The sequence below is a fragment of the Streptococcus mitis SK564 genome (assembly GCF_000148525.1).
Classification (GTDB): domain Bacteria; phylum Bacillota; class Bacilli; order Lactobacillales; family Streptococcaceae; genus Streptococcus; species Streptococcus mitis_H.
In genome coordinates this window covers 1-17,939 of sequence record NZ_AEDU01000011.1, presented here as the reverse complement: position 1 = coordinate 17,939, position 17,939 = coordinate 1, and the positions used below count along the sequence as shown (strand labels likewise).

Genomic DNA, 17,939 nt, shown 5'->3' with positions numbered 1-17,939 from the left:
GTCAGTTCTATCTACAACCTCAAAGCAGTGCTTTGAGCAACCTGCGGCTAGCTTCCTAGTTTGCTTTTTGATTTTCATTGAGTATAAGAAAAATAAAAAATAGAGAGCAGTTAAAGTATGAAAATTTTAATTGTAGAAGATGAAGAGATGATCCGTGAGGGGGTCAGTGATTATTTGACGGATTGTGGCTATGAAACTATTGAGGCGGCGGATGGTCAGGAAGCCTTAGAAAAATTTTCCAGCTATGAAGTAGCCTTAGTTTTACTGGATATCCAGATGCCTAAGCTCAACGGTCTAGAAGTCCTAGCTGAGATTCGTAAAACCAGCCAGGTTCCTGTCCTGATGTTAACAGCCTTTCAAGATGAGGAATACAAGATGAGTGCCTTTGCTTCGCTAGCAGATGGTTATCTGGAAAAACCATTCTCCCTCTCCCTCTTAAAAGTGAGGGTGGACGCGATTTTCAAGCGCTATTATGACACGGGACGAATCTTTTCTTACAAGGATGCCAAGGTGGACTTTGAAAGCTACAGTGCCAGCCTAGCAGGAGAGGAAGTGCCTATCAATGCCAAAGAGTTAGAAATTCTGGACTATCTGGTGAAAAATGAAGGACGTGCTTTGACCCGTTCTCAGATAATCGATGCCGTATGGAAAGCGACAGATGAGGTTCCCTTTGACCGTGTCATTGATGTTTATATAAAGGAACTGCGGAAAAAGTTGGATTTGGATTGTATCCTCACTGTGCGAAATGTTGGTTATAAATTGGAGCGAAAATGAAACGAACAGGTTTATTTAAAAAGATATTTATCTATACCTTCTCGATTTTTAGTGTTCTGGTTATCTGCCTTCATTTGGCTATTTATTTTCTTTTTCCCTCGACTTATCTGAGTCATCGTCAGGAAACCATTGGCCAGAAAGCGACAGCCATTGCTCAGTCCCTAGAAGGTAAGGATAGGCAGAGCATCGAGCAAGTCTTAGACCTGTATTCCCAGACCAGTGAGATCAAGGGAGCAGTCAAGGGAGAAATGACCGAGGACAAGTTAGAAGTCAAGGACAGTCTTCCTTTGGATACGGAACGTCAGACAACCTCTATCTTTATCGAGGAGCGTGAAGTGAAAACGCAGGACGGTGGTACCATGACTCTCCAGTTTCTAGCTTCCATGGATTTGCAAAAGGAAGCAGAGCAAATCAGTCTCCAGTTTCTTCCCTATACCTTGCTGGCATCCTTTCTGATTTCCCTCTTGGTGGCTTACATCTATGCTCGGACCATTGTTGCCCCGATTTTGGAAATCAAGCGGGTGACCCGACGGATGATGGATTTGGATTCCCAAGTGCGATTGCGCGTGGATTCTAAGGATGAGATTGGTGATCTCAAGGAACAAATCAATAGCCTTTACCAGCATCTTTTGACTGTCATTGCGGACTTGCATGACAAGAATGAAGCTATTCTCCAGTTGGAAAAGATGAAGGTCGAATTCTTACGAGGGGCTTCTCATGAACTGAAAACACCCTTGGCTAGTTTGAAAATTCTGATCGAAAACATGAAAGAAAATGTCGGGCGTTATAAGGATAGAGACCACTATCTGGGAGTTGCCTTGGGGATTGTGGATGAGCTCAATCACCACGTTCTCCAGATACTTTCTCTCTCGTCTGTGCAGGAATTGCGAGATGATAGGGAACAAATTGACTTACACCAGATGACACAAAGTCTGGTTAAGGATTATGCCTTGCTAGCCAAGGAGAAAGAGCTCCAGATAGACAATAGTTTGACACATCAGCAGGCTTGTCTAAACCCATCAGTTATGAAGTTGATTCTTTCTAACCTTATCAGCAATGCTATCAAGCACTCTGTTCCAGGTGGCTTAGTTCGCATTGGAGAAAGAGAAGGAGAACTCTTTATCGAAAATAGCTGTAGTCCTGAAGAACAAGAAAAACTGGCCCAGTCTTTTTCTAACAATGCTAGTCGCAAGGCCAAGGGGTCTGGGATGGGGCTCTTTGTGGTCAAAAGTCTATTAGAACATGAAAAATTACCTTATCGTTTTGAGATGCAGGAGAATCGTTTGACTTTCTTCATAGCTTTTCCAAAAGTCGCCCAAGACTAGGAATAGAAAGGGTTTACATAGATGAAGCTAGAAGAAATTCAATCGAAACTGCGGGAAAAACTAGATTTTTTTATCAAAAAGTGATAAAATGAACAATGTAAATGGGATGACCCATAAAAATATACAGGAGGCCTGATAAAATGGCAATCGTTTCAGCAGAAAAATTTGTCCAAGCAGCTCGTGACAACGGTTATGCAGTTGGTGGATTTAACACAAACAACCTTGAGTGGACTCAAGCTATCTTGCGCGCAGCAGAAGCTAAAAAAGCTCCAGTTTTGATCCAAACTTCAATGGGTGCTGCTAAATACATGGGTGGTTACAAAGTTGCTCGCAACTTGATCGCTAACCTTGTTGAATCAATGGGTATCACTGTACCAGTAGCTATCCACCTTGACCACGGTCACTACGAAGATGCACTTGAGTGTATCGAAGTTGGTTACACTTCAATCATGTTTGATGGTTCACACCTTCCAGTTGAAGAAAACCTTAAATTGGCTAAAGAAGTTGTTGAAAAAGCACACGCTAAAGGTATCTCAGTAGAAGCTGAAGTTGGTACTATCGGTGGTGAAGAAGACGGAATCATCGGTAAAGGTGAATTGGCTCCAATCGAAGACGCTAAAGCAATGGTTGCAACTGGTATCGACTTCTTGGCAGCTGGTATCGGTAACATCCACGGTCCTTACCCAGCAAACTGGGAAGGTCTTGACCTTGACCACTTGCAAAAATTGACAGAAGCTCTTCCAGGCTTCCCAATCGTATTGCACGGTGGATCAGGTATTCCTGATGAGCAAATCCAAGCAGCTATCAAACTTGGTGTTGCCAAAGTTAACGTTAACACTGAATGCCAAATCGCATTCGCTAACGCAACTCGTAAATTTGCTCGTGACTACGAAGCAAACGAAGCAGAATACGACAAGAAGAAACTCTTCGACCCACGTAAATTCTTGGCTGATGGTGTAAAAGCTATCCAAGCATCAGTTGAAGAACGTATCGACGTATTCGGTTCAGAAGGTAAAGCATAATCTAGCTGAACAGTACAGATGAAACCTGCCCATTGGGTGGGTTTTTTGGTGTTCCAATGATTTAATTTGGAGATTATGTAAGTATTATTTACTAATTATTGATTTTAGAGAAATTTAGAATATAACATTTGTTATGGATAATATGATATTTTTATTGACAAATAAATATTGAGGTTATAATATAGATTTATGAAGTGAATAAAATAATAGTACTACTTTTTATGTTTGATTATTTCTAATTTGAGGATTAATTATTTAAGGAGTGATTTGATGGAATATGATTTTAAATATTTAGTCGCTAAATATACATTACCAGGAGCAAGGGAAAAATTTGAAAAGATATGTATTGAGATATTTCAAGAAGAATTTGGACCTTTAGTGAAGGAGACTACGGTATCACAAGGAGATGATGGCATCGATGTTCTAGTTGGTGACTTAGATGATAGACCATCAATTTATCAGTGTAAATTTTTTATTGATGGGATTGAAGATTCACAGAAACAACAAATTAGAGAATCGTTTAGAAAAGTGATTACCAAGCATCCCAATATTTCTTCTTGGTATTTATGTGTACCAATAGGCTTAAATATAAATGAGCTATTATGGTGGTCAAGATGGAAAAGTAAAATGAAGGCTGAACATAAAATAAAGATAGAGTTGTGTGATGGAGCTTTTTTACTAAAAGAATTTAAGAAATGTAGTAGTTATAAATCAACATTTGATGATGATATCAGAAATGATTTAGAACAGATTAAAATGTCTATTGAAGCCAGTAATAAAAGGGTTTACGAAGAAATATTATATGGAGAAGATGAGATAGAAGAAATCTCAGAAATGTACAATGACACTATATTTATATCAATGTTGAAGAGTGCACAAATAGCCGAGGTTGATGATTTCAAAGTTGATTTTTATAATGCAGAAATTGCTAGACATGAGTCTTTGAGCAAAAATGACATCAATGGGAAAAAACAGTATGATAATTTAAGACAGAAGATACATTCTATTTGGAAGACCCAATATCGTCTGTACAAACATCCTAATGATGGTAATGGTTTAATAAATCAAACTTATCTTAGAATCGAAGATTTAGATTCTAGTACTTTAGGAAGCCCGATAAGTGATTTTAATTTATTAGCTAAGAAGGGCATCTTACATCAACTTGCTGACGATAAGAAACTAGGATGGATTGATAATTTTATAGAAGTATTGGATAAGTATATGGAGGGAAAAGATGCTGGAGATAATTGAGAACATAAGTTTTCAAGAATATTGTTTGACCCGAAATAGGGTTGCGATACTATTGAATATTTTAGGAAAAGAGCACAAGAAAGATACAACTCAAGAAAAGTTGATTATTAGTGATTTTTTTCTAAAATTTCCAGAATTACTCTCTGATGAAATAAAGGTTGGAAGATTTGATATAAAGTACTCCTATTTCCATTGGAAACCTAATTATAAACTGTATAATGCAGTTCTTGCAGATTTATTAGCTAGAAATATTATTACATTTAACTCTTTGAATAACAGATATGCCATTACAGATAAAGGAGAAAAATTTATTATTGAATTATTTAGTGAAAAGGGGATAGATTGGAGTAAGATACTACAATCTTGTGATTTTATAATTTCTAACGTGTTAAATAAGTCAACGTCAGCAGGACAAATGATGATACAAAGTAAATTAGATTGTATACGAGGTAATTGAATGAAATTATTGTTAAAGACTCTCAGATTAATAGGTGTTAGAAAAAATTATGAGGTTCATTTTCATAAAGGATTGAATTATATTTCAGGTCCAACTTCAACAGGAAAAACTGCAATTCTAGAATTAATAGATTATGCTTTTGGAAAAAAGAATCATAAATCGTATATTGAAATTGGAGAAAGTTGTACGGATGTGGAATTGGAATTTTATATATCAGAGAATCTATATAAGATTAAAAGACCATTGTCAGCTTTTAAAGAACCTGTTCTGTTACAGACTTACGATAGAGTCAAAGAAAAATTTGCACAGGCGCGTGTCTTGGAAATTGATGCTCCTTCAAATGAAAAATCATTATCATACTTTTTGTTATCGAAACTTAATTTAACTAATTTAACCATTAGAGGAGACGATTTTAGTTTTAGAGATTTATTTAAATTTTCATATTTAAAACAGACAAAGATTGATAATGAAAACATTCTTAATGAGCAGAACTGGGTGCATAATGGAAAAGAAAAAGCAACATTTGAGATTATTTTAGATATCTATGATAGTTTACTAGCTGATTTGCAACAGAGTCTTAAAATTGAAAAAGAGAACTTAAAGGTAAAAGAGATTAGATATGGTGCTGTAAAAGAATTTCTAAAAACGGCAGAGATAGAGGATTATGAAACAGTGCAAGCGAAATCTGTTGACATTGATTCTAAACTAGGGGAGATTAGTTCTAAAATAGAAAAATATAAATCGGATATTCTGAAAATAGAAGTGGGAAATGATGTCAATGAATTGGTAGTATTTATTAGTGTTCAAAAAGAAAAGTTAAGTAATCTAAGAAATAAATTTTCAGATCAAGAACAGTATATACAAAAATTACAGTTACTAGAAAATCAATATTTTTCTGATATTGAAAAAGTTAATGAACAGATAGCAGGTATCAAAGCAATTAATAAATACGAATACTTGTATTGTCCAAATTGCTTACGACCGATTTCACTTCACGAAGAAGCGAGTTGTTTATTGTGTCATCAGAATATGGATGATATTGTAATTGAAATTAACGATTTGAAAAAGGAACGAAAAAAACTTACAAAAAAGAAAAATGAGCTTCACACTTATATTGATTCAGAAAAGGAAAAAAATATTAGAGTAGGCTCAGAAATAAACAAATTACAGGATAATATTAACTCCGATGAAGAGAAGTTAGATCGTTTAACCAGACAATATATAAATCCCTTGGCTACAGAAATTAGTTTGCTATCAATTAAAAGCGGTCAATTATATGAAGAAAAGAAATCTCTAAATGAGAGCCTGAAATTTATTGAGGAACTTACAAAGTTGGAAATGTTGCTTTCTGAAAAGAGGATAGAAGTTGAAGGGATAGAAGAACAAATTGAACGACAAAAATATAAGGATGCCAAAGAGGACAAGTTGAAACAACTGTCTGAAACATTTTCAACTATATTATCATCTTTTGAGTTTCCAAATCTATATGAAGCCTATATTGATACAAAGAGTTATTTACCTTATGTGAGGGGCCGTAAATACAGTGATTTAGGTAGTTTAGGAGCTGTGACTCTGATAACAATGGCATATTACCTATCAATAATGATTTGTTCAAAAGTGCAAACTGGTAACCATTTAGGATTGTTGATGATTGATACTCCTAGGAAAAACTTAGGGGCTTCCTCGACAAGTACAGAGTTTAGAGACGAAAAAATATATGAATCTATAATTAATTATTTTCTTCAGCTTGGAAAAGAATGTAAAAATGACTTTCAGTTAATTGTTGTAAATAATGGTTATCCATCAGATTTTTCACTGGATTATATTGTTAAAGAATTTTCTTCTGATGGTCATGATGGGTTGATTGATGATTATGGTCGTGTTTAATATATTTCAGATTGTTTATTTTCAGTCAAATATCTAGCCTGCCCATTGGGTGGGTTTTTTTGGCGTTTTAAGGAGACTATTAAGCCAGAATTTTGGACTAATACTCTTCGAAAATCTCTTCAAACCACGTCAGCTTCGCCTTGCCGTAGGTATGGTTACTGACTTCGTCAGTTCCATCTACAACCTCAAAACAGTGTTTTGAGCAACCTACGGCTAGCTTCCTAGTTTGCTCTTTGATTTTCATTGAGTATAAAAATGCCACTTTAAGAGAAAAATTTTCAATTTCATAAACTTTAGGCAAACGCTTGCATTCTAGTTTTTATTGGACTATAATAGGTTGGTATAAAGCCTTCTGTAGCAATAAAATGTAGAAGGTGTAGAAAGTAAGGATTTAGAATATTTGTAGTCAAAAATACAATGTTGCTATTCCTTGCGATAGGGAGATAGATATGGCAATGATAGAAGTGGAACATCTTCAGAAAAATTTTGTGAAGACAGTTAAGGAACCGGGATTGAAGGGGGCTTTGCGCTCCTTTATTCATCCTGAAAAGCAGACCTTTGAAGCGGTCAAGGATTTGACCTTTGAGGTACCAAAGGGCCAGATTTTAGGTTTTATCGGGGCCAATGGTGCTGGGAAGTCGACAACCATTAAAATGCTGACAGGGATTTTAAAACCGACATCTGGTTTTTGTCGGATTAATGGCAAGATTCCACAGGACAATCGCCAAGATTATGTCAAGGATATTGGCGTAGTCTTTGGACAACGCACCCAGCTATGGTGGGATTTGGCCCTGCAAGAGACCTACACGGTCTTGAAAGAGATTTACGATGTACCAGACTCGCTCTTCCATAAGCGCATGGACTTTTTGAATGAAGTCTTGGATTTGAAGGACTTTATCAAGGATCCCGTACGAACTCTTTCACTGGGACAACGGATGCGGGCGGATATTGCAGCTTCTTTGCTTCACAATCCCAAAGTTCTCTTTTTAGATGAGCCGACCATTGGTTTGGACGTCTCGGTCAAGGATAACATTCGTCGTGCTATTACCCAGATTAATCAGGAGGAAGAAACCACCATTCTCTTGACCACTCACGACCTGAGCGACATTGAGCAACTCTGTGATCGGATTTTTATGATAGACAAGGGGCAGGAGATTTTTGATGGAACGGTGAGCCAACTCAAGGAGACCTTTGGAAAGATGAAGACTCTTTCTTTTGAACTGCTACCAGGTCAAAATCACCTAGTTTCTCACTATGAAGGCTTTTCGGATATGACAATTGATAGACAAGGAAATAGTCTCAACATTGAATTCGATAGTTCTCGCTACCAGTCAGCGGATATTATCAAGCAAACTCTGTCTGATTTTGAAATCCGCGATTTGAAGATGGTGGATACGGATATCGAGGATATTATCCGTCGCTTCTATCGAAAGGAGCTCTAAGATGGTCAAATTGTGGAGACGTTATAAACCCTTTATCAATGCAGGTGTTCAGGAATTGATTACCTATCGAGTCAACTTTATTCTTTATCGGATCGGCGATGTCATGGGTGCTTTTGTGGCCTTTTATCTCTGGAAGGCTGTCTTTGATTCCTCACAAGAGTCTTTGATTCAGGGCTTCAGTATGGCGGATATCACCCTCTACATCATCATGAGTTTTGTGACCAATCTTCTGACTAGGTCGGATAGCTCCTTTATGATTGGGGAGGAGGTCAAGGATGGTTCCATTATCATGCGTTTGTTGAGACCAGTGCATTTTGCGGCTTCTTACCTCTTTACCGAGCTTGGTTCCAAGTGGCTGATTTTTATCAGCGTTGGCCTTCCATTTTTAAGTGTCATTGTCTTGATGAAAATCTTATCTGGGCAAGGCGTTGTTGAAGTGTTGGGTTTAACTGTCCTTTACCTCTTTAGTTTAACGCTGGCCTATCTGATTAACTTTTTCTTTAATATTTGCTTTGGATTTTCAGCCTTTGTGTTTAAAAATCTTTGGGGTTCCAACCTACTTAAGACTTCCATAGTGGCTTTTATGTCTGGAAGTTTGATTCCCTTGGCTTTCTTTCCAAAGGTTGTTTCAGATATTCTGTCCTTCCTGCCTTTTTCATCATTGATTTACACTCCGGTCATGATTATCGTTGGGAAATACGATGCCAATCAGATTCTTCAGGCGCTCGCTTTGCAGTTTTTCTGGCTCTTAGTGATGGTGGGCTTGTCTCAGTTGATTTGGAAACGAGTCCAGTCCTTTATCACCATTCAGGGAGGTTAGTATGAAAAAATATCAACGCATGCATCTGATTTTTATCAGACAATACATCAAGCAAATCATGGAGTACAAGGTCGATTTTGTCGTCGGCGTGTTAGGAGTCTTTCTGACTCAAGGCTTGAACCTCTTGTTTCTCAATGTCATCTTTCAACACATCCCATCCCTAGAAGGTTGGACTTTTCAAGAAATCGCCTTTATCTATGGCTTTTCCTTGATTCCTAAGGGGTTGGACCATCTCTTTTTTGATAATCTCTGGGCGCTAGGGCAACGCTTGGTGAGAAAAGGTGAGTTTGACAAGTATCTGACACGTCCTATCAATCCTCTCTTTCATATTCTAGTTGAGACCTTTCAGATTGATGCCTTGGGTGAACTCTTGGTCGGTGGTATCCTACTGGGAACAACAGTGACTAGCATTGATTGGACTCTTCCAAAATTCCTGCTTTTCCTAGTTTGTATTCCTTTTGCGACCTTGATTTATACTTCTTTAAAAATTGCGACAGCTAGTATCGCTTTTTGGACCAAACAGTCAGGCGCCATGATCTACATTTTTTATATGTTTAATGACTTTGCTAAGTATCCGATTTCGATTTACAATTCATTTCTTCGTTGGTTGATTAGCTTTATCGTGCCTTTTGCCTTTACGGCCTACTATCCTGCTAGCTATTTCTTGCAGGACAAGGATGTAATCTTTAACATCGGAGGTTTGATGTTGATTTCCCTTGTTTTCTTTGTCATTTCCCTTAAACTTTGGGATAGGGGCTTAGATGCCTACGAAAGTGCAGGGTCGTAAATAATAGAATATCAAAGCCTTGTCTCAGGACAGGCTTTTTCTAATAGAGATAAAAATTCCTTGCAATCTATTCTCAGAGTGCTATACTGTAAGTGTAATCGCCGATTTAGCTTATACTCTTCGAAAATCTCTTCAAACCACGTCAACGTCGCCTTGCCGTATATATGTGACTGACTTCGTCAGTTCTATCCACAACCTCAAAGCAGTGCTTTGAGCTGACTTCGTCAGTCTTATCTACAACCTAAAAGCAGTGCTTTTAGCAACCTGCGGCTAGCTTCCTAGCTTGCTCTTTGATTTTCATTGAGTATCAGTTGGCAGAGCAAGGCACTCGTAAAGCCTAGGTTATAGGTAGATAAACGACTGAGGATTTGAAAAAATAGATATGTAGAAGATAACCGTTAAGTCTTATTCTTAGCGGTTTTTTATATTGTTTAATAGCGCTGATATTTCATCAATGATGTTTGACTTTGTGATGTTGCTAGTGCTTTAAGTTGATTACTACTATTTTTGATGGTGTGAATGTTCTGATAATGTCCCCCAGCTAACTACGAAAGTTTTCGACTCTATATTTTTAATATGTGTTAAAAATAAAATTAACACACATTAATTTTTTCTTGACTTGAATTTTTTTAATTGATATACTATTTTCAGAGAGTTAACAATTATATATAAATGCACTACTCTATTTCCTAGATAATACTTAGTAAAACTTTTTATAACAAAGGCTAGCAAAGTTAAAGTTTACTATCTATTGGAATTTAAATAAATATGTAAGGAATTAAAATGAAAAAAAGTACAGTATTGTCATTAACCACAGCTGCAGTTATTTTAGCAGCATATGTCCCTAACGAGGTAATCCTAGCAGATACATCTAGCTCTGAAGATGCTGTAACTATCTCTGATAAAGAAAAAGTAGTAGTAGGTAAACAAAAAGAAAACAAAGAAAAACTTGAAGATATTCATAATGCTATAGAAACTTCAAAGGATACTGAAGAGAAGAAAACAACGCTTATTGAGGAAAAAGAAGTTGTTAGTAAAGAATCTGTGATAGATAACAAAACTAGCAATGAAGAAGAAAAAATCAAAGAAGATTCCAATCAATCCAAAGAAGATAAAGTGGACTCGTCTGCAAGCAAAGACCCAGAAAGTCCCAAAAAAGAGGATAAACTTGTCTATATTGCTGAATTTAAAGATAAAGAATCTGGAGAAAAAGCAATCAAGGAATTATCCAATCTTAAGGATACAAAAGTTTTATATACTTATGATACGGTTTTTAATGGTGTTGCAATAGAAACAACTCCAGATAATCTGGACAAAATTAAACTAATAGAAGGTATCTCATCGGTTGAACGATCACAAAAAGTCCAGCCAATGATGAATCATGCTAGAAAGGAAATTGGAGTTGAAGAGGCAATTGATTACCTAAAATCTATCAATGCTCCATTTGGTAAAAATTTTGATGGTAGAGGTATGGTCATTTCAAATATCGATACCGGGACAGATTATAGGCATAATGCTATGAGAATCGATGATGATGCTAAAGGCTCAATGAGATTCAAAAAAGAAGACTTAAAAGGTACTGATAAAAATTTCTGGTTGAGTGATAAAATCCCTCATGCGTTCAATTATTATAATGGTGGTAAAATCACTGTAGAAAAAGCTGATGATGGAAGCGATTATTTTGATCCACATGGAATGCATATTGCAGGGATTCTTGCGGGAAATGATACTGAAAAAGATATTAAAAACTTTAACGGAATAGATGGAATTGCTCCTAATGCACAGATCTTCTCTTATAAAATGTACTCTGACGCAGGATCTGGCTTCGCAGGAGATGAAACAATGTTTCATGCTATTGAAGATTCGATCAAACACAATGTCGATGTTGTTTCGGTATCATCTGGCTTTACAGGAACAGGTCTTGTAGGTGAGAAATATTGGGAAGCTATTAGAGCGTTAAGAAAAGCAGGCATTCCAATGGTTGTAGCTACGGGTAACTATGCGACTTCTGCTTCAAGTTCTTCATGGGATTTAGTGGCAAATAATAATCTGAAAATGACCGACACTGGAAATGTAACACGAACTGCAGCACATGAAGATGCGATAGCAGTTGCTTCTGCTAAAAATCAAACAGTTGAGTTTGATAAAGTTAACATAGGTGGAGAAAGTTTTAAATACAGAAATATAGGGGCCTTTTTCGATAAGAATAAAATCACAACAAATGAAGATGGTTCAAAAGCTCCTGATAAATTGAAATTTGTATATATAGGCAAAGGTCAAGACCAAGATTTGATAGGATTGGATCTTAAGGGCAAAATTGCAGTAATGGATCGAATTTATACCAAGGATTTAAAAGATGCTTTTAAAAGAGCAACGGATAAGGGCGCACGTGGCATTATGGTTGTAAATACTGTCAATTACTACAATAGAGATAATTGGACAGAGCTTCCAGCCATGGGATATGAAGCGGACGAAGGGACTAAAAGTCAAGTATTTTCAATTTCAGGAGATGATGGTGTAAAGCTATGGAACATGATTAATCCTGATAAAAAAACTGAGGTTAAAAGAAATAGTAAGGAAGATTTCAAAGATAAATTGGAGCAATACTATCCAATTGATATGGCCAGCTATAATTCTAATAAACCGAATGTAGGTGACGAAAAAGAAATTGACTTTAAGTTTGCACCTGACACAGACAAAGAATTGTATAAAGAAGATATCATAGTTCCAGCAGGATCCACATCTTGGGGACCGAGAACAGATTTACTTTTAAAGCCTGATGTCTCAGCACCAGGTAAAAATATTAAATCCACTCTCAATGTCATTAATGGGAAATCAACTTATGGTTATATGTCAGGGACTAGTATGGCAACTCCTATCGTGGCAGCTTCTACTGTTTTGATTAGACCAAAGTTAAAGGAAATGCTTGAAAGACCTGCCTTGAAAAATCTTAAGGGAGATGACAAAATAGACCTTACAAGTCTTACAAAAATAGCCCTACAAAATACTGCACGCCCTATGATGGATGCGACTTCTTGGAAAGAAAAAAGTCAACACTTTGCATCACCTAGACAACAGGGAGCAGGCTTAATTAATGTTGCTAATGCTTTGCGAAATGAAGTTGTAGCGACTTTCAAAAACACAGATTCTAAAGGTTTGGTAAACTCTTATGGTTCTATTTCTCTTAAAGAAATAAAAGGAGATAAAAAATACTTTACAATTAAGCTTCACAATACATCAAACAGACCTTTGACCTTTAAAGTTTCAGCATCAGCGGTAACTACAGATGCTCTAACTGATAGACTAAAACTGGATGAAACATACAAAGATGAAAAATCTCCAGATGGTAAGCAAATTGTTCCAGAAATCCACCCAGAAAAAATCAAAGGAGCAAATATCACATTTGAGCATGATACTTTCACTATAGGCGCAAATTCTAGCTTTGATTTGAATGCGGTTATAAATGTTGGAGAGGCTAAAGACAAAAATAAATTTGTAGAATCATTTATTCATTTTGAGTCAGTGGAAGAAATGGAAGCTCTAAACTCTAACGGGAAGAAAATAAACTTCCAACCTTCTTTATCAATGCCTCTAATGGGATTTGCTGGGAATTGGAACCACGAACCAATCCTTGATAAATGGGCTTGGGAAGAAGGATCAAAATCAAAAACAATGGGAGGTTATGATGATGATGGTAAACCGAAAATTCCAGGAACCTTAAATAAGGGAATTGGTGGAGAACATGGTATAGATAAATTTAATCCAGCAGGAGTTATACAAAATAGAAAAGATAAAAATAGAACATCCCTAGATCAAAATCCAGAATTATTTGCTTTCAATAACGAAGGGCTAAATGCATCATCAAGTGGTTCTAATATTGCTAACATTTATCCTTTAGATTCAAATGGAAATCCTCAAAAGGCTCAACTTGAAAGAGGATTAACCCCTTCTCCACTTGTATTAAGAAGTGCAGAAGAAGGATTGATTTCAATAGTAAATACAAATAAAGAGGGAGAAAATCAAAGAGACTTAAAAGTCATTTCGAGAGAACACTTTATTAAAGGAATTTTAAACTCTAAAAGCAATGATGCAAAGGGAATCAAATCTTCTAAACTAAAGGTTTGGGGTGACTTGAAGTGGGATGGACTCATCTATAACCCTAGAGGTAGAGAAGAAAATGCACCAGAAAGTAAGGATAACCAAGATCCTGCTACTAAGATAAGAGGTCAATTTGAACCGATTGCAGAAGGTCAATATTTCTATAAATTTAAATATAGATTAACCAAGGATTACCCATGGCAGGTTTCCTATATTCCTGTAAAAATTGATAACACAGCCCCTAAGATTGTTTCGGTTGATTTTTCAAATCCTGAAAAAATTAAGCTGATCACAAAGGATACTTATCACAAGGTAAAAGATCAATACAAGAATGAAACCCTATTTGCGAGAGATCAAAAAGAACATCCTGAAAAATTTGACGAGATTGCAAACGAAGTTTGGTATGCTGGCGCCGCTCTGGTTAATGAATATGGAGAGGTTGAGAAAAATCTTGAAGTAACTTATGCAGGTGAGGGTCAAGGAAGAAACAGAAAACTTGACAAAGACGGAAATACTATTTATGAAATTAATGGGGCAGGAGATTTAAGAGGAAAAATCATTGAAGTCATTGCATTAGATGGTTCTAGCAATTTCACAAAGATTCATAGAATTAAATTTGCTGATCATGCTGATGAAAAGGGGATGATTTCCTATTATCTAGTAGATCCTGATCAAGATGCATCTAAATACCAAAAACTTGGTGAAATTTCTGAAGATAAACTCAAAAATGCAAAGAGCCCAGAGGAAAATACCAATAATAATCAAGCTAAGGATGAAGATTCAAAACCAGATGAAGAAAGTTCAGTTGAGGGAGAAGCTAGCCTTGAAATAAATAAAAATATTTCAACAATTAGAAACTTTGAAAATAAAGACCTAAAGAAACTCATTAAAAAGAAATATAGGGAAGAAGAGGACTTTGTAAATGGTGGTACAAGAACAGTAGAACTTGATTATCGATATGACGATAAAGGAAATATAGCTGCCTATGACGATGGTAGCGCCTTAGAATATGAAACTGAGAAACTTGACGAAATCAAATCAAAAATTTATGGTGTTCTAAGCCCGTCTAAAGATGGACACTTTGAAATTCTTGGAAAGATACATAATGTGTCTAAAAATGCCAAGGTATATTATGGAAATACCTATAAATATATAGAAATCAAAGCGACCAAGTATGATTCCCATTCAAAAACGATGACATTTGATTTATACGCTAATATTAATGATATTGTGGATGGATTAGCTTTTGCAGGAGATATGAGATTCTTTGTTACAGATGATGGTCAGAGAAAAGCTGAAACGAAGATTAGAATGCCTGAAAAAAATAGGGAAACTAAGACAGAATATCCCTATGCATCAAGTTATGGGAATATAATAGAATTAGGGGAAGGAGATCTTTCAAAGAACAAACCAAATAATTTAACTGAAATGGAATCTGGTAAAATCTATTCTGATTCAGAAAAACAACAATATCTATTAAAGGATAATATCATTCTGAGAAAAGGCTATGCACTAAAAGTGACTACCTATAATCCTGGAAAAACGGATATGTTAGAAGGAAATGGAGTCTATAGCAAGGAAGATATAGCAAAAATACAAAATTCCAATCCTAATCTAAGAGCCCTTTCAGAAAAAATAATTTATTCTGACAGTAGAAATGTTGAAGATGGAAGAAGTACTCAAGCTGTATTAATGTCGGCTTTGGACGGCTTTAATATTGTAAGGTATCAAGTGTTTACCTTTAAAATGAATGATAAAGGGGAAGCAATCGATAAAGATGGAAATCTTGTGACAGATTCTTCTAAACTGGTATTATTTGGTAAGGATGGTAAAGAGTACACTGGGGAGGATAAATCCAATGTAGAAGCTATAAAAGAAGATGGTTCTACGTTATTTATTGATGCAAAACCAGTAAATCTTTCAATGGACAAGAACTACTTTAATCCATCTAAATCTAATAAAATTTATGTACGAAATCCAGAATTTTATTTAAGAGGTAAGATTTCTGATAAGGGTGGTTTTAACTGGGAGTTGAGAGTTAATGAATCTGTTGTAGATAATTATTTAATCTACGGAGATTTACACATTGATAACACTAGAGATTTTAACGTTAAGCTTAATGTTAAAGACGGTGACATCATGGACTGGGGAATGAAAGACTATAAAGCAAACGGATTCCCAGATAAGGTAACAGATATGGATGGAAATGTTTATCTTCAAACCGGCTATAGCGATTTGAATGCGAAAGCGGTTGGAGTACACTATCAATTTTTATATGATAATGTTAAACCAGAAGTAAACATTGATCCAAAAGGAAATACTAGTATTGAATATGCTGATGGCAAATCTGTAGTCTTTAACATCAATGATAAAAGAAATAATGGATTCGATGGTGAGATTCAAGACAAACATATTTATGTAAATGGAAAAGAATATAAATCATTTGATGATATTAAACAACTAACAGATAAGACACTAAACATTAAGATTCTTGTAAAAGATTTTGCAAGAAATACGACCGTAAAAGAATTCATTTTAAACAAAGATACGGGAGAGGTGAGCGAATTAAAACCTCAGATGGTAACTGTGACCATTCAAAATGGAAAAGAAATGAGTTCAACGATAGTGTCGGAAGAAGATTTCATTTTACCTGTTTATAAGGGTGAATTAGGAAAAGGATATCAATTTGATGGCTGGGAAATTTCTGGTGTCGAAGGCAAAAAAGATGCTGGTTATGTTATTAATGTGTCAAAAGATACCCTTATAAAACCTGTATTCAAGAAAATAGAGGAGAAAAAGGAAGAGGAGAATAAACCTACTTTTGATTTATCGAAAAAGAAAGATAAGGTGCAAGCAAATCATAATCAATTAGATGAAAGTCACAGAAAAGAGGATTTACAAAGAGAAAATCATTCACACAAATCTGATTCAACTAAAGATGTCAAAACTACAGTTCCTGTACAAGTAAATTATAGTCAATTAGATGAAAGTCAAAGATCTGATTCAACTAAGGATGTTACAGCTACAGTTCCTGATAAAAATGATAAAAACTTTGAAAATAAGAAAGAAGTTTATCTTAATGAACCAGAGAATATAGCTAATAAACATACCAATATCGATAGTAAATCGGATACTAACAATTCTGATAGATTGCCAAAAACCGGAACAGTTAGAGAAGGTTTTACACCATTCATTGCTGGAATAATGTTTACCGTAGGTGCATTTCTTGGATTGAAGAAAAAAGATCAAGATTAAGACCAAAGCTATGGATGAAAAAATGGTTTGTGTACTGAGATAGTATGATGATGAAACAGTTTTGTAAAAATAGCTATTTATAACTTAATTATTTAGTTTACTTTACTATTGATACTCTTTTTTGGATCTATTAATAGACTTAGTTTCGATAACTAATGAATTGATTGAAAGGGTTAGTATTGACAATATTGATTAGCGAATAGAGTCTATCAAAATTTAAAGGCTAATAGAGGTGATGAGATAATTTCAAGGAATTAAGTAGCGTTTGGTTGCTTAATTCCTTTTTATTTGGAAGGAAGTTTTTCATCTATTTCCTTATTTTATCGCTATTATTCAACCACTTAGACTGATATAGAGACCAGATAGACAAAAGAACTTGTTCTTGAAACTGACCTCTGCTATAATGATTTTTGTAAGGGACGTGAGGCGTCGATACCAGATGGTTCAAGTTTCTGAAAAGAAATTGGAGATAAAAAATGAAAAAATTATTAGGGATTGTCTTTTTAGTAGCAGCAGCGACAGTATTGTATTTTGGTTCTGTTGGCTGGCCAAGTTTGGATATCAACCTCTGGTCATTGATTCCGGTAGGTTTGTTCCTCTTTTTCACACTAGAGAATCTTTTGAAAAAGGATTACAAGGCTAGTCTGATGTGTTTAACTATTGCCTTTGTCATCGCAAATGCAATTTTGGACCTGTTGCCAATTTCAAGTGGCTTGGTGATTGGAGCAGGTGTCCTAGCTTGTGTAGGTATTGGTTATCTATTTCCTGATAAAGAAGGAAAATAATACTCTTCGAAAATCTCTTCAAACCACGTCAGCTTC

At 35.6% G+C, this 17,939-nt stretch carries 12 protein-coding genes; 11 read left to right on the top strand and 1 reads right to left on the bottom strand.

The window, feature by feature from the left end; all coding sequences use genetic code 11:
* The first annotated feature begins 117 nt into the window (after positions 1-117).
* The 6 genes from vncR (at position 118) to SMSK564_RS13650 (ending at position 6,716) form a co-directional block, all read left to right on the top strand.
* Positions 118-774, top strand: a complete 657-nt coding sequence (vncR, locus tag SMSK564_RS07005) for a response regulator transcription factor VncR (protein WP_000697954.1) — start codon at positions 118-120, stop codon at positions 772-774.
* Positions 771-2,099: a sensor histidine kinase VncS gene (vncS, locus tag SMSK564_RS07000; RefSeq protein WP_000831355.1), complete on the top strand. Its 1,329-nt coding sequence runs from the start codon at positions 771-773 to the stop codon at positions 2,097-2,099. The genes vncR and vncS overlap by 4 nt, the downstream gene beginning before the upstream one ends.
* A gap of 140 nt (positions 2,100-2,239) precedes the next feature.
* A complete protein-coding gene (locus tag SMSK564_RS06995) occupies positions 2,240-3,121 on the top strand; it encodes a class II fructose-bisphosphate aldolase (RefSeq protein ID WP_001018999.1) in 882 nt (293 codons plus the stop codon).
* 270 nt (positions 3,122-3,391) lie between these two features.
* Positions 3,392-4,372, top strand: coding sequence for an ABC-three component system protein (locus tag SMSK564_RS13655; RefSeq protein WP_000455481.1), 981 nt, complete (start codon positions 3,392-3,394; stop codon positions 4,370-4,372).
* Entirely contained in the window at positions 4,356-4,829 is a 474-nt protein-coding gene (locus SMSK564_RS06985) for a hypothetical protein (protein ID WP_000889685.1), read from the top strand. The genes SMSK564_RS13655 and SMSK564_RS06985 overlap by 17 nt, the downstream gene beginning before the upstream one ends.
* The gene (locus SMSK564_RS13650; protein ID WP_000771470.1) at positions 4,830-6,716 is read left to right on the top strand and encodes a hypothetical protein; all 1,887 of its coding nucleotides are present in this window, start codon (positions 4,830-4,832) and stop codon (positions 6,714-6,716) included.
* 97 nt (positions 6,717-6,813) lie between these two features.
* Here SMSK564_RS13650 and SMSK564_RS13645 read toward each other — a convergent pair whose 3' ends face one another.
* Complete coding sequence (locus SMSK564_RS13645; protein ID WP_000693444.1) at positions 6,814-6,960, bottom strand: hypothetical protein; 147 nt, start codon at positions 6,958-6,960, stop codon at positions 6,814-6,816.
* A 205-nt stretch (positions 6,961-7,165) separates the two neighbouring features.
* Between SMSK564_RS13645 and SMSK564_RS06965 the strand changes: the two genes are divergently transcribed.
* The 5 genes from SMSK564_RS06965 (at position 7,166) to SMSK564_RS06940 (ending at position 17,903) form a co-directional block, all read left to right on the top strand.
* Positions 7,166-8,158, top strand: a complete 993-nt coding sequence (locus SMSK564_RS06965; RefSeq protein WP_001240785.1) for an ABC transporter ATP-binding protein — start codon at positions 7,166-7,168, stop codon at positions 8,156-8,158.
* A 1-nt stretch (position 8,159) separates the two neighbouring features.
* Positions 8,160-8,978, top strand: coding sequence for an ABC transporter permease (locus SMSK564_RS06960; protein ID WP_000240168.1), 819 nt, complete (start codon positions 8,160-8,162; stop codon positions 8,976-8,978).
* A 1-nt stretch (position 8,979) separates the two neighbouring features.
* Complete coding sequence (locus tag SMSK564_RS06955; protein ID WP_000760741.1) at positions 8,980-9,765, top strand: ABC transporter permease; 786 nt, start codon at positions 8,980-8,982, stop codon at positions 9,763-9,765.
* Positions 9,766-10,548: 783 nt separating this feature from the next.
* Positions 10,549-17,118 (top strand): S8 family peptidase, encoded by a 6,570-nt coding sequence (locus SMSK564_RS06945; RefSeq protein WP_000750098.1) that lies wholly within the window; start codon positions 10,549-10,551, stop codon positions 17,116-17,118.
* 476 nt (positions 17,119-17,594) lie between these two features.
* The gene (locus SMSK564_RS06940; RefSeq protein ID WP_000734651.1) at positions 17,595-17,903 is read left to right on the top strand and encodes a hypothetical protein; all 309 of its coding nucleotides are present in this window, start codon (positions 17,595-17,597) and stop codon (positions 17,901-17,903) included.
* The last annotated feature ends 36 nt before the right edge of the window (positions 17,904-17,939 follow it).

Excerpts from the sequence above, each read along its gene's own strand:
- vncS (WP_000831355.1), top strand. The coding sequence starts at position 771 with ATGAAACGAACAGGTTTATTTAAAAAGATATTTATCTATACCTTCTCG.
- SMSK564_RS13645 (WP_000693444.1), bottom strand. The coding sequence starts at position 6,960 with ATGAAAATCAAAGAGCAAACTAGGAAGCTAGCCGTAGGTTGCTCAAAA.
- SMSK564_RS13655 (WP_000455481.1), top strand. The coding sequence starts at position 3,392 with ATGGAATATGATTTTAAATATTTAGTCGCTAAATATACATTACCAGGA.
- SMSK564_RS06965 (WP_001240785.1), top strand. The coding sequence starts at position 7,166 with ATGGCAATGATAGAAGTGGAACATCTTCAGAAAAATTTTGTGAAGACA.
- SMSK564_RS06940 (WP_000734651.1), top strand. The coding sequence starts at position 17,595 with ATGAAAAAATTATTAGGGATTGTCTTTTTAGTAGCAGCAGCGACAGTA.
- SMSK564_RS06995 (WP_001018999.1), top strand. The coding sequence starts at position 2,240 with ATGGCAATCGTTTCAGCAGAAAAATTTGTCCAAGCAGCTCGTGACAAC.
- vncR (WP_000697954.1), top strand. The coding sequence starts at position 118 with ATGAAAATTTTAATTGTAGAAGATGAAGAGATGATCCGTGAGGGGGTC.
- SMSK564_RS06945 (WP_000750098.1), top strand. The coding sequence starts at position 10,549 with ATGAAAAAAAGTACAGTATTGTCATTAACCACAGCTGCAGTTATTTTA.
- SMSK564_RS06955 (WP_000760741.1), top strand. The coding sequence starts at position 8,980 with ATGAAAAAATATCAACGCATGCATCTGATTTTTATCAGACAATACATC.
- SMSK564_RS06960 (WP_000240168.1), top strand. The coding sequence starts at position 8,160 with ATGGTCAAATTGTGGAGACGTTATAAACCCTTTATCAATGCAGGTGTT.
- SMSK564_RS13650 (WP_000771470.1), top strand. The coding sequence starts at position 4,830 with ATGAAATTATTGTTAAAGACTCTCAGATTAATAGGTGTTAGAAAAAAT.
- SMSK564_RS06985 (WP_000889685.1), top strand. The coding sequence starts at position 4,356 with ATGCTGGAGATAATTGAGAACATAAGTTTTCAAGAATATTGTTTGACC.